The sequence below is a fragment of the Providencia sp. AGC89 genome (assembly GCF_053543535.1).
The window spans coordinates 44264-57201 of the sequence record NZ_JBIXLP010000063.1 but is presented as its reverse complement, the minus strand read 5'-3'; the positions used below and the strand labels follow the sequence as shown (position 1 = coordinate 57201).

Sequence of the window (12938 nt, the reverse complement as noted above, 5' to 3'; positions counted from 1 at the left end):
CATAACATTAAACAAGATAATTATGCTAAATAGCAAATGGATATGGTAGGTAATTACATTAGATGCAGAATAAAAAACTAATGTGTTTAAGTGGTTTTTATGTAAATACCAGTGTTATATTCTAGTTAAATTTAAATTAATCCGAGCTAAACTCGGAAAATTAAGTCGTACCAAATTTTTCTCTCTAAAACCCAAAAATCAGTTGTAGATCACTCTGGCAGGATCAGTGACTGCAACCCTTACAGGGAAACGGACAAAACATCATGAGACTCACTATTATCCCTTTGGTCATTCCTACTGAACAGCAATACCTAGACTTACATAAAATCTGGCCTGACCAGAGCCAACATGAACTTACTGAAATACTTAAAACTGGGGAACAGTTTTATGCTGCTCGCTTTAATGAAAGGTTACTTGCAGCCGCTAAAGTGAGCGTTGACCATCATCATGCCATTATTCGTGATTTTTGTGTTCGTGAGGCGACTCGTCGCAGAGGTGTTGGCTTATATTTAATGCAAGAAATTTTCCGAGCTCATCCTGATGTAGAACACTGGCAGTTCAATTTCAGTCATGTTTTGCCACAAGAAAAACAACACATGCAATTATTTTTAACCGCCTGCGGGTTTAATGCGACAATACAACCAGACGTATGGGAAAAACAGATAGGCTACCTACATGAAGTTAAATAAAATCCATCATGTTGCGATCATCGCCTCAAATTTTGAAGTCAGTAAAGATTTTTACTGCCGTATTTTAGGTTTAAACTTACTAGCACAATACTACCGTGCTGAAAGCCATTCATGGAAAGCAGACTTAGCTTTTGGGGAACATTATCAAATTGAATTATTCAGTTTTATTGATCCACCAGTAAGGTTGAGCTACCCCGAAGCAGCAGGGCTTCGCCACCTTGCTTTTAGTGTTGATAACTTAGATAAATGGGTCGCTTATTTAGCAAAACAAGGGGTGACTTGTGAAGAAATACGGATTGACCCTTACACTCAAAAAAGATTCACGTTTTTTGCTGACCCTGATGGCCTTCCATTAGAGTTGTATAGCGACTAAGAGTAGGTTGTTTGCCTATTTATAAGGCCAGAAATAAAAACAGAATATAAGATGTGATTATCTGCATTTATACTCCATTTTATTGAAGACAAATGCAGATAATTATTTACCGCAGTTTATTTAACAACAAATTACATCTCGTCGTCATCTTCTTCCATGGCTAAACGCAGTTTTTTCATGGCATTTTTTTCTAACTGACGAACACGCTCAGCTGATACACCGTACTTATCAGCCAGTTCTTGCAACGTCGTTTTGTTGTCATCATCAAGCCAGCGTGCCCGAATAATGTCTTGGCTGCGCTCATCTAAGGAATCTAATGCATCAGATAGCCGATCAGTCGCGTGACTTTCCCAGTTATCATCTTCAATGGAACCTGCAAAATCCGATGATTTATCCTGCAAAAATAAGACTGGCGCAATTGGACCGCCGAAATCACCGCTATCGTCGTCATCTGACATATCAAATGCCATATCCTGTGCGGCCATGCGAGATTCCATTTCGCGGACATCTTTCGTGCTTACTCCAAGTTCTTCAGCAACCATATCCACTTCTTCTTGATTAAACCAACCAAGACGCTTTTTATTTTTTCTTAGATTAAAGAATAGCTTACGCTGAGATTTAGTTGTTGCAACTTTTACGATACGCCAATTGCGTAACACATATTCATGAATTTCTGCTTTGATCCAGTGAACCGCAAAGGAAACTAAGCGAACACCAACCTCAGGATTAAAACGACGCACCGCTTTCATCAAGCCGATATTTCCTTCCTGAATTAAATCCGCTTGCGGCAAACCATACCCCGCATAACTACGAGCAACATGAATAACAAAGCGCAAATGCGACAAAATAAGTTGCTTGGCAGCATCCAGATCACCGTGGTAATGCAGCCGTTCAGCAAGTTCCTTTTCTTCCTCAGCGGTAAGCATCGGGTAAGCATTAGCCGCCCTAACATAGGCTTCAATACTTCCTTGTGGAACAAGAGCTAAGGATTGCATATCTTTGGTCATTCAGATCCTCTATAAACAAAATGGAAAACAGATTGGTTTGATGTCGATAACCGTATTGGTTAATCATGAAGTAAACATAGAGTTTAGCAGTTTAACGGCATTAAATAAATTATATACAGGAATTGTTAACAGTAGGTCAATATAAGACAAAACAATCCAGACTAAGTTCACTTTTAAAATAAAGACCTAATAAAATCAAGGGCTAATAAGCATTCATTACCCATAACCCTCGATAAAAGCCACTAAAAACAATCTATTACTCTGGTGTAAAATGACGTAAATGTTGAAGTGTCGCCAACCATGCTGCAACCCAACCTACCATTGCAGATAATAAGAGGATCAATAATGACTCTTCCCACAATAGCCCTTCAATATTAAATTGAGTCCCAAACACACTTGCGACTTGCGCAACACCAGCCGATAACTGCCAAACCAGTAAGAAGGTCATAATTAAGGAGATTATGGCGCCTAAAGCCCCTAAAAAAAGCCCCCCATTTAAAAATGGCCTCATGATAAAACCATCAGTTGCGCCGATCAACTTCATCACATTGATCGTATCTCGTCGAGCAAAAATATTTAGCCGCACACTGTTACCAATTACAAGGAACAATGACACAATCATTAAAATACCAATCACGGAAGCAATGCTCCCCACCAAATTGGTTAATGATGCTAAACGCGCAAACCAGCTATCATCCATGCGAACTTCTTCAATACCATTCACTTGACTAACCCGGTCTCGAAGTGTGGTCAGTACCGTTGACCCTTCAAAGTCAATTTTTGGCGTTATGATCGCCACCGCAGGCAATGGGTTTTCTTCAAGCATATCAAGTGCGGTACTAAAACCAGACCAGCTACGAAATTCGCTCATTGCTTGGTCCCTTGAAAGGTAATTAACGTTTTCCACACCTTCAAGAGCCTGTAATTGAGTCACCACATTTTGACCACCTTGTTCATCAAGAGATTTATCCAGATAAACTGTGAGTTGTGGTGTTGGATACCACTGTGCTGCTGCTTGTGAGACGTTTTTCCACACAATATAACAAAGGCTTGGTAAAGCGAGTGAAATCGCTATCACCATCACCGTTAAAAAGGTGGCTAAAGGTTGCCTAAGCATATCGGCAAGTGCATTAAGCCACGAATAACGCCATTGCTCACGCCACCCGCCCTTTAGTGCTTTACTTTTCGATTGCATGGTGCGTTCTGGCCTGCCTTTACGGACATTCTTAGCCATGTTGACCTCCAAGCATGCGGCCTTCACTAAGTGTAAGAACACGATAGTTACGACGTTTAATCAATGCAATATCGTGTGTTGCCATTAATACCGTCACGCCAACGCGGTTAAACTCTTCAAATAAACGCATAATACCTTCCGATAGCTCGCCATCAAGGTTACCGGTTGGTTCATCCGCGAGTAACATCGTTGGTTTATTCACCACGGCTCGTGCAATACCCACTCGCTGCTGTTCCCCACCAGATAATTGGATAGGGAAATTTTTCGCTTTATCCAATAACCCAACTTTATCCAATGCAGCAGAAACGCGCCTACGAATATCTTCTGTACTCGCCCCAGAGATAATCAATGGCATCGCTACGTTATCATAAACAGTTCGATCAAATAGCAGGTGGTGATCCTGAAAAATCATGCCGATCTGCCTGCGCAGAAATGGGATCTCCCGATTCTTCAAGCGGCTAATATCGTGACCATTAAACAAAATGTGGCCCGCACTTGGGCGCTCAATGCCACATATTAGTTTAAGTAACGTACTTTTACCTGCGCCTGAGTGGCCTGTTAAAAATGCCATTTCCCCAGGTTGAATATGAAAATCAACCCCTTGGAGAGCTTGGCGGCCACCGCGATAAGCTTTACTAACGTGTTCAAAGCGGATCATCGAAAATTATTCCTCTCGGGCAAATAGAGCCTCGATAAAGTCATCTGCTTTAAATGGACGTAAATCTTCAATACCTTCACCAATACCAATGTAACGAATTGGAATACCAAATTGGTCTGCAATAGAGAAAATTACCCCACCTTTTGCTGTGCCATCGAGCTTAGTCAATGTGATACCAGTCAAACCAACAGCTTCATCAAAAAGTTTGGCCTGACTTACCGCGTTTTGTCCAGTACTCGCATCTAGCGTTAACATAATTTCATGCGGTGCGTTTTCATCCAATTTTTTCATCACGCGAACAATTTTCTTCAGTTCTTCCATTAAGTGTGATTTATTTTGTAAACGCCCTGCAGTATCAGCAATTAAGACATCAGCACCTTTAGCTTGCGCTGATTGAATTGCATCAAAAATAACTGAGGCTGGGTCTGCACCGGTGTGTTGAGCAACCACAGGGATTTTATTACGTTCACCCCACACTTGGAGTTGTTCAACCGCTGCGGCACGGAAAGTATCCCCCGCAGCTAACATGACGCTTTTCCCTTCCGACTGGTATTGACGTGCTAATTTACCAATCGTGGTTGTTTTACCCACTCCATTAACCCCAACCATTAGAATAACATAGGGTTTTTTATCTTCGATCACGAGTGGTTTATCCACTTTCGCTAAAATATCAGACATTTCCTCACGCAATTTGCCATATAAAGCCTCAGCATCTTTCAGGTCTTTACGGCTAGCATGCGCGGTGAGGTTATTAATAATTTTACGAGTGGTATCTACACCAACATCTGCAATTAATAATTGTTCTTCAAGTTCATCAAATAGGTCATCATCAATTTTCTTACCAGAAAATAACCCCAAAAAGCCTGAACCTAAATTTTGACGGGTCTTCAATAACCCTTTCTTTAGCCTAGCAAAGAAACCCTCTTTTTTGGGTTTTTCTTGTTCCGTTGGCGAATTATTTTTTTCTTCTTCTAAACGTAAGCGCTCGGCTTCGGCTTCTTGGCGTTCACGTTCTGCTTGTTCTTCTGCTAACCGTGCCGCTTCGGCTTCTTGACGTTCACGCTCTGCTTGTTCTTCGCTAACCGTGCCGCTTCGGCTTCTTGGCGCTCACGCTCTGCTTGTTCTTCCGCTAACCGTGCCGCTTCGGCTTCTTGACGTTCACGCTCTGCTTGTTCTTCCGCTAACCGTGCTGCTTCGGCTTCTTGACGTTCACGCTCTGCTTGCTCTTCCGCTAACCGTGCTGCTTCGGCTTCTTGGCGTTCACGTTCTGCTTGTTCTTCCGCTGCTTTAATCGTCGCTAAATCAGCTTGACGCTGTTGTTCTAAAGCCTCTTCTGCAGCCTGAATAGCGGCTAATTCTGCTTGGCGCTGGCGCTCCATTTCGACTTCAGCCACACGCATTGCCTCAGCTTCCAAACGCTCACGCTCCGCCTGCTCTGCTATGAGCCGTGCTTCTTCTGCCTTTTGGCGTTCAAGTTCTGCTTGTTCTTGGGCTGCCTGAATCGCCGCTATTTGTGCTTCACGCTCTTTTTCTGCTTGCTCAGTTGCTGTTTCAATTGCAGCTTGCTGTTCCTCATACTGACGCTGAGCTTCATCTTCAGCCGCTTTAATGGCGGCCTGCTCGGCTTGATGTTGTCGTTCTGCTTCTGCGGTTGCGATATCTATTGCAACTTCTTGCTCTTGCTGCTGTTTTTCAGCTTCGTCAGCCGTATTTGTTTGTTGATGGTCTGTTTTCTGAGTATCTTCTTCATTTTTACGACCAAACCCCAACCATGAAAAGAACCCTTTTTTCTTGTCTTTAGCCATTTGCCACTACACTCCTCGCGGTAAAAATATGGCACTCGATAATTAAATCGCGATAAAATTACATCCAGTCTACCATTTCATCGCTCAGCAACACATATCTGAAAGAAAAATCCTGAAAATTTAATCTAAATTTGGGTGTTAAAACTGTGAAAATAAAACGCTATAATTGAAATCCAACCAATAAGGAATAACAACACTGCAACTTATCGTCTGACAGGTATACAATAGTAACAATCAATTTTAAGTACATAAACCAGCTAAGTAGCAATAAATATTATGGCAAAAAAACCACAATCAGCCCCTTTAGGGCAAATTCGAATTATTGGTGGAAAATGGCGAGGCAGAAAACTACCTGTTCGCGATAGTGAAGGCTTACGCCCAACAACAGATAGAATAAAAGAAACCTTATTTAACTGGTTAATGCCTGTTATTCGTGATGCTCGCTGCTTAGATTGCTTTGCAGGAAGCGGGGCTTTAGGCTTTGAGGCTCTTTCTCGCTTTGCCCAGACTGTAACCTTTATTGAGCTTGATAAACAAAACGCACAGCTATTAGCCGAAAATAAAACCCGCTTGCAAGCCGATAATGCCTCTGTTGTCAATAATAATACCCTTAATATACTAAACCAATCAGGGGCCCCTTTTGATGTGGTTTTTATTGACCCACCATTTCGAAAAGGGTTACTTAATGAAACCATTCAATTATTAGAAAAAAACCAATGGTTAGCAGAAGAAAGCTGGGTATACATTGAGTCAGAAGCGGAGTCACCACTTACTGACATTCCAGCGAATTGGCAACTTCACCGCGAAAAAATAGCTGGGCAAGTTGCTTATCGTCTTTTCATCCGAACTTTACTTTAGGGAAAAAAACATGTTTATTAACATTGGACGCCTGCTGATGATTTGTGTTTGGGGCTTTATGGTATTTAACCTTATTCACCCATTCCCTAAGCCACTGAAATACTTTATGGATATTGCAATGGTGTTTATGGTTTTCATGCATGCACTGCAAACTATCTTTCTTAAAGCGACCCTCCCTAAAGGGGAGAAAATCTCAGGTTTAGTTCAACTACGAATTTTCTTTTTTGGGGTTTTTGAAATGCTAGCTATGCAGAAAAAAACCAAAGCCGCGTTGGAAGAAGCAAAGAAAAAACAGTCCGGCCAATAAGGCCCTAGGCTGGCTCAAAACGAACAAACCGCGTACCTTGCATAATAAGTTTACCTTCGCGGCCTAACTCAACGTCTTGGTATTGTTCTTCCGTTACAATAGTTTTGATTATTTCACCACTTGATAGCGTTTTGAAATAAATTTCATAACGAAAAGTTTCTGGAGAGACAACATCTCGCTCTCTAGAACGCATGTTAGGGTAAGGGTAATCTTTTTTATTATCGACTTTAACTAAATAAGTCACAGGCAAAGAGTTATCATTAATTTCATTTTGCTTGCGTTGGTCAAAAAAGCGCTTTGTTGCTAAAACAGCAATGATCGCAAGAACGATAATCAGTAATATTGGCTTATTCATAATGTGAATTTTGTTTAAAAAGTCAGTAACTGTAGTTTATCTTATTTATATAAATAGGACACGTTATCTAAGTAACCTAATCACTGTAGTTTCACTCATTGAACTTATAAGGATATGTGTATGATTAGTTGGCCATTCCTCGCTGTACTCTTTTCCGGTTGGTTGTATGTCGATGCAGCCTATCGAGGACCAGGGTGGCAACGTTGGTTATTTCGCCCTATTACACTGCTACTCTTACTACTCTGGGGGTGGAGTTCTGAGGATTTAAATATTCAAAACTACCTGATTTTAGCAGGCCTATTAGTTTCTCTAGTAGCGGATCTTTCTCGCATGTTATCTAGTGAACGCTTACTAACTTCAGTCGCATTGATGTTCTTGAGTTACCTGATTTATACCATTAGCTTTGGGATGCAATTAAATTTTGGCCTATTCTTACCTTGGCTAGCTGTCCCTCTGATTATTGCAGCCGTTACTCTTGTTTTCATTTGGGGAAAGCTCGAAAATCTACAGGCTATTGTTTTTGCGTCGTTAATCATGTGTATGATTATGGCATGGGTCGCAGGTGACCAGTACTTTGGGCTAGCTCGTAAATATAATTTTTCCATTATGATAGGGGCATCACTACTGTTCTTATCTAACTGTGTTTGGCTAATAGCACATTTCCGTATTCCATTTAAAGCCTCAAAAGCCGTTGTTGCCGCGCTCTATTTTATTGGACAATTCTTCATTGTTCGTGCCATTTATCTGTAACAACAACTCATTCAAGTCTCACGCCAATTGATAAAAAATGCTATTTGAGAATTTTATCAATTGGCACCTCTCTTTTAGTTTGACTCTGGAGTAGACTCCAAAGTGTAAGCTTATCTGCAATGATAGAATATCTTGTTTGATAAGGGGCACTTATGCACACACATACACATAAAGATACCCATGCGCATACGAGCAGTTGCTGCTCAAGCAATAGCAGCTGTTCATCCTCTATTGCGAATAACAGCAAAAAAGTTAGTAATGACTCACATACTCATGAACATAATAATGTGAAGGAATATCCTGACGATGACGAAGAATCTCATCAGCATTCTTCACATCAACACACAAGTCATGGCCACCAACACGGCACCAGCTGTGGGCTTAACACACAAACAATTAACGACGTTGAACCAACTCTAGAAGCGAAACAACGCTTTAGTTGGATCATCCGTGGTATGGATTGCCCAAGTTGTGCAAATAAAATTGAAACCGCAGTAAGACAAATTAATGAAGTTAAACAAGCTAAGGTGTTGTTTGCCACAGAAAAATTAGTTGTTGATGCAAATACTGACATCAGCACGGCAGTACGTTCTACTGTTGAAGCTGCGGGTTATGAATTACTTGAAGTTGGTAATAACAGTGCTGCGTCCCTTGCTCCTCAACAGAGTTTATTAAGTGAAGCTAAACCCGTCATTATCTTAGCCATTTTAATGGCCATTAGTTGGGGGATTGAGTCTTTCAATCCGCAAATTGGTAACATTGCTTTTATTTTAACTACCCTTTTTGGGCTATACCCTATTGCCCGTAAATCGTTACGTTTAATTCGTACAGGCTCCCCCTTTGCTATTGAAACATTAATGACCGTTGCAGCTGTCGGTGCAATATTCATTCAAGCAACTGAAGAAGCCGCGATGGTTATCTTGCTCTTCATGTTAGGTGAAATGCTGGAATCATATTCTGCAGGTAGAGCACGACGAGGTGTTAGCGCATTAATGGCTTTAGTGCCAGAAGATGCGGTCTTAATCAAAGATGGGGAAAAATCCACTATCCCTGTTGCGCAATTACGACCAGGCGACATTATTGAAATAGCCCCAGGTGGTCGTCTACCAACAGATGCTGTTTTGGTTTCGGGTTTTGCTAGCTTCGATGAAAGTGCACTAACAGGGGAGTCCGTTCCGGTTGAACGCAATGTTGGTGAGAAAGTTGCGGCGGGTTGTTTGTCTGTTGATAGAGCTGTTCAAATGGAAGTGGTGTCAGAACAGGGGCAAAATGCTATCGACCGCATTTTACAACTGATCGAGGAAGCAGAAGAACGCCGAGCACCTATAGAACGTTTTATTGACCGCTTTAGTCGTATATACACGCCAATCATTATGTTGATTTCAGCGTTAGTGATTGTCATTCCACCTATTTTCTTTGGTGCATTGTGGGAAACGTGGATATATCGAGGCTTAACATTGCTGTTGATCGGTTGTCCATGTGCTTTAGTCATCTCAACCCCAGCAGCTATAACCTCGGCACTCGCCACTGCAACTCGTCGTGGAGCATTAATTAAAGGTGGTGCAGCACTTGAGCAACTAGGTACTATAACAACAATTGCTTTGGACAAAACAGGTACACTGACAGAAGGTAAGCCTCATGTCACTAACTTAGTGCCAGCAGAAGGCATGACTGAAGGTGAATTAGTGCAAATTACCGCTTCTGTAGAAGTTGGCTCTCACCATCCTCTCGCCAAAGCTGTAGTTAATAAAGCAGAAGAATTATCTTTAACAGTTCTAGAAGCTCAAGAGCGCAAAGCATTAGCAGGGAAAGGGGTTGAAGGTTTCCTTAACAACAAGCATATTCTTGTTAGCGCACCGAATCGCCTTGATATCCCGTTAAATAGTGAGTGGCAAGGTAAAGTTGAAGCCCTAGAGGCCGAAGGGAAAACTGTCGTTGTCACGCTTGAAGATAGCCGTGTCATCGGTTTAACCGCTTTGCAAGATACGCTGCGTAATGATGCAACTGATGCAATGCATATGCTTAAAGCGCTTAATGTGAACGCCGTGATGCTAACCGGTGATAACCCACGCGCTGCTAGTGCAATTGCAAATCAGTTAGGTATGGAATACCGAGCAGGGCTATTGCCAGAAGATAAAGTCACTGCAGTCATGGAGCTTAACCGTAACCATAGTACCATGATGGTCGGCGATGGCATCAATGATGCGCCAGCAATGAAAGCGTCAAGCATTGGGGTGGCTATGGGAAGCGGAACTGATGTGGCTCTTGAAACCGCGGATGCGGCGTTAACCCACAACCGCTTAACCGGATTAGCTGAAATCATTGCGTTATCCCGTGCGACACGAAAAATCATTCGTGAAAACATCGCTATCGCACTTGGGTTAAAAGGTGTTTTCTTAGTAACCAGTTTATTAGGGATCACTGGGCTTTGGGTTGCAGTACTGGCCGACTCAGGTGCAACTGCACTGGTCACTGCAAATGCTGTACGGTTACTTCGAGTAAAATTACCTCAAGTGAAAAAATAGTGTTTCATCAGCTAATCAAAGCGCCCTTAGGGGCGTGTTTGTTTTTTAGAAGAAAAAATAACTCTAACCATTACAATATGTTAATTGCCATCTTGACTAAATATTTAGGACTAACTTCACCCCCATTCCATCCCAAACCCCGCTAGAATATCCCCTGAAAATAAGTCATGGTCATCACATTTTGGAAAGGCTAATTATGGGAAGGTTAATATGGTAAAAAGTCACAGCTCAACACCTCATGACTCTGCATTTAAAGGCTTTATGTCTAAAATTGAGAACGCTCGTGATTTTTTTGATATTCACCTACCAATGCATATTAAACAGTTATGTAATTTTGATACCTTGGCCATCACCAATTCTTCATTTATTGATAAGCAACTTCGCTCTCGGTTATCAGATGTTTTATACACTGTGGAAACACTACAGGGCGAAGGCTATCTTTATATGCTAGTTGAGCATCAATCAACACCTGATAAATTTATGGGATGGAGGATGATGTATTATGCATTTTCAGCAATGAATCAGCACTTACAACAAGGGCATCGTCATTTACCCTTAGTCGTCCCTATCTTGTTCTACCATGGGAAAGTCACTCCCTACCCGTATTCACAGCCATGGACCCATTGCTTTCCTTGGCCTGACATAGCCAATGATTTATATAGCCAACCATTTCCTGTCGTTGATATTACCGTTATTGATGACAATGAACTGGTGAATCACCGCAAGGTTGCCGTGATGGAATTAGCAATGAAGCATAAAGATTTACGAGAAAATGTTGAGAAAGTGACTACACTATTAGCTCAAGCGATGAACAATAATTATCATAACAATGATGACATTATTACAATTTTCAATTACTTATTTCTTACAATGGATTCACCTCATTTTAAAATTGTTGTCAGTCAACTTATCAATCAAATTGAAAATAACCAAGAGGCAATTATGAACATTGCACAACGCTTAAAAAATCAAGGAATGCAAGAAGGAATTGATATTGGTGTAAACCGAGGAATTGACATCGGTACAAATAGAAAACAACATGAAGTTGCCCTTAAAGGCTTAGAACTCGGGGCCAGTATTGAACTAATTAGCCAACTTACTGGGTTAAGCTACCAAGAAATATTGGACTTACAGCATACTTCATAAGTTAAATTTCAGTGATATTCTCAATCCCTGCCTTATGGCAGGAATTGGCATACTTAATATTACAACCCGCCCGCCTTTTTACGCAATAAATAACGGTAAGGTGTCGTTTCAGCTTCAACAGCCAATAATTCATGTTCCATAAAGCGGCAAAAACCTGGGATATCGCGGGTTGTTGCAGGGTCGTCAGCAATAATTAACAATGTTTCACCCTCAGCCATATTACGGACTGTTTTACGCACTAACATAACAGGCTCAGGGCAACGTAAGCCAAGTGTGTCAAGGGTTTTGCTCGCATTTGCAAATAAGTCAGACATAAAAACGCTTCTACTCAAAGTAATCAATGAGCCAATTATATAATAAAATTGCTCGCGATGAGTGAACAGTTTTGCTTTTGTTGCGCAACAAGCGTATGATGCGCAATTCCCGATTTAGGGATGTATTTCATGGGTTCCCTCACCCCATTGCGACTAAAAAGGTACAATATGTTTGATTTTACTGTGCGGCAAAAAGCCACCGCCTTAATCTGGCTATCTTTATTTCATGTACTAATTATCACTTCAAGTAATTACCTAGTGCAGTTGCCAATTAATATTTTGGGCTTCCATACCACTTGGGGTGCATTTACTTTTCCATTTATTTTTCTTGCTACAGACCTAACCGTTCGTATTTATGGCGCACCACTTGCCCGTAGAATTATTACTGCTGTAATGTTACCTGCATTACTGATTTCATACGTTATTTCAGCGTTATTTTTCCAAGGTGAATGGCAAGGTTTTGCATCTTTATTTGAATTTAACTTATTCGTTGCGCGTATTGCTGCAGCAAGCTTTATGGCTTATGTCCTTGGGCAAATATTAGATGTTGGTGTATTCAACCGGTTACGGCAAAATGCACGCTGGTATGTAGCGCCTGCTTGTGCCATGTTTTTTGGTAACCTGATTGATACTATTGCATTCTTCTTTATTGCATTTTTCCGCAGTAGCGACCCATTTATGGCCGCAAATTGGGTTGAAATTGCTTTGGTTGATTATGTCTTTAAACTACTTATTTGTATGCTGTTTTTCTTACCTGCTTATGGGGTTCTGTTAAACCTAATCTTAAAGTACTTCTTTAATAATGCAGATAAAAAGCAATTAATTCGTCAACATTGAAAATAAAAAAGGAGATAGCTAAATGCTATCTCCAAAAGGGTTAAACTGAGCTAAAACAAAGAATAACACCCCTACAATTC

At 41.1% G+C, this 12938-nt stretch carries 13 protein-coding genes and 1 pseudogene; 8 read left to right on the top strand and 6 right to left on the bottom strand.

The features are described from left to right. Positions 1–263 precede the first annotated feature (263 nt). Positions 264–689 carry an aspartate 1-decarboxylase autocleavage activator PanM gene (gene panM, locus ACIPUA_RS12205; RefSeq protein WP_042846322.1) on the top strand — a complete coding sequence of 142 codons (426 nt, stop codon included), beginning with the start codon at positions 264–266 and terminating at the stop codon, positions 687–689. Continuing rightward, positions 676–1062 (top strand): SMU1112c/YaeR family gloxylase I-like metalloprotein, encoded by a 387-nt coding sequence (gloA2, locus tag ACIPUA_RS12200; RefSeq protein WP_042846325.1) that lies wholly within the window; start codon positions 676–678, stop codon positions 1060–1062. Before panM ends, gloA2 begins: the two co-directional genes overlap by 14 nt. 131 nt (positions 1063–1193) lie before the next feature. On the opposite strand, the gene rpoH is transcribed toward gloA2, so the two are convergent. The 4 genes and pseudogenes from rpoH to ftsY form a co-directional block, all read right to left on the bottom strand. Continuing rightward, positions 1194–2069 carry an RNA polymerase sigma factor RpoH gene (rpoH, locus tag ACIPUA_RS12195; RefSeq protein WP_042846326.1) on the bottom strand — a complete coding sequence of 292 codons (876 nt, stop codon included), beginning with the start codon at positions 2067–2069 and terminating at the stop codon, positions 1194–1196. A 256-nt stretch (positions 2070–2325) separates the two neighbouring features. Continuing rightward, entirely contained in the window at positions 2326–3303 is a 978-nt protein-coding gene (gene ftsX, locus ACIPUA_RS12190) for a permease-like cell division protein FtsX (RefSeq protein ID WP_042846328.1), read from the bottom strand. Then, positions 3296–3961: a cell division ATP-binding protein FtsE gene (ftsE, locus tag ACIPUA_RS12185; RefSeq protein ID WP_048606110.1), complete on the bottom strand. Its 666-nt coding sequence runs from the start codon at positions 3959–3961 to the stop codon at positions 3296–3298. Before ftsE ends, ftsX begins: the two co-directional genes overlap by 8 nt. Before the next feature lie 6 nt (positions 3962–3967). Then, positions 3968–5766: pseudogene (ftsY, locus tag ACIPUA_RS12180) on the bottom strand (signal recognition particle-docking protein FtsY). Positions 5767–6042: 276 nt separating this feature from the next. Between ftsY and rsmD the strand changes: the two are divergent. Further along, positions 6043–6624, top strand: coding sequence for a 16S rRNA (guanine(966)-N(2))-methyltransferase (gene rsmD, locus ACIPUA_RS12175; protein ID WP_048606105.1), 582 nt, complete (start codon positions 6043–6045; stop codon positions 6622–6624). Positions 6625–6634: 10 nt separating this feature from the next. Further along, the gene (locus ACIPUA_RS12170; RefSeq protein ID WP_042846336.1) at positions 6635–6931 is read left to right on the top strand and encodes a DUF1145 family protein; all 297 of its coding nucleotides are present in this window, start codon (positions 6635–6637) and stop codon (positions 6929–6931) included. 4 nt (positions 6932–6935) lie between these two features. Here ACIPUA_RS12170 and ACIPUA_RS12165 read toward each other — a convergent pair whose 3' ends face one another. Continuing rightward, entirely contained in the window at positions 6936–7286 is a 351-nt protein-coding gene (locus ACIPUA_RS12165) for a DUF2500 family protein (protein ID WP_042846338.1), read from the bottom strand. A 120-nt stretch (positions 7287–7406) separates the two neighbouring features. On the opposite strand from ACIPUA_RS12165, the gene ACIPUA_RS12160 reads away from it, so the two are divergent. The 3 genes from ACIPUA_RS12160 to ACIPUA_RS12150 all read left to right on the top strand — a co-directional run bounded on the left by ACIPUA_RS12160 (position 7407) and on the right by ACIPUA_RS12150 (position 11707). Next, a complete protein-coding gene (locus ACIPUA_RS12160; RefSeq protein WP_449059710.1) occupies positions 7407–8036 on the top strand; it encodes a lysoplasmalogenase in 630 nt (209 codons plus the stop codon). Positions 8037–8188: 152 nt separating this feature from the next. Next, positions 8189–10561 carry a zinc/cadmium/mercury/lead-transporting ATPase gene (locus tag ACIPUA_RS12155; RefSeq protein ID WP_281110756.1) on the top strand — a complete coding sequence of 791 codons (2373 nt, stop codon included), beginning with the start codon at positions 8189–8191 and terminating at the stop codon, positions 10559–10561. Positions 10562–10771: 210 nt separating this feature from the next. Next, positions 10772–11707, top strand: a complete 936-nt coding sequence (locus ACIPUA_RS12150) for an Rpn family recombination-promoting nuclease/putative transposase (RefSeq protein ID WP_166686607.1) — start codon at positions 10772–10774, stop codon at positions 11705–11707. 59 nt (positions 11708–11766) lie between these two features. Here ACIPUA_RS12150 and tusA read toward each other — a convergent pair whose 3' ends face one another. Beyond that, complete coding sequence (gene tusA, locus ACIPUA_RS12145) at positions 11767–12021, bottom strand: sulfurtransferase TusA (protein ID WP_042846344.1); 255 nt, start codon at positions 12019–12021, stop codon at positions 11767–11769. A 168-nt stretch (positions 12022–12189) separates the two neighbouring features. On the opposite strand from tusA, the gene ACIPUA_RS12140 reads away from it, so the two are divergent. Further along, positions 12190–12858, top strand: a complete 669-nt coding sequence (locus ACIPUA_RS12140; protein ID WP_048606101.1) for a 7-cyano-7-deazaguanine/7-aminomethyl-7-deazaguanine transporter — start codon at positions 12190–12192, stop codon at positions 12856–12858. Positions 12859–12938 lie beyond the last annotated feature (80 nt).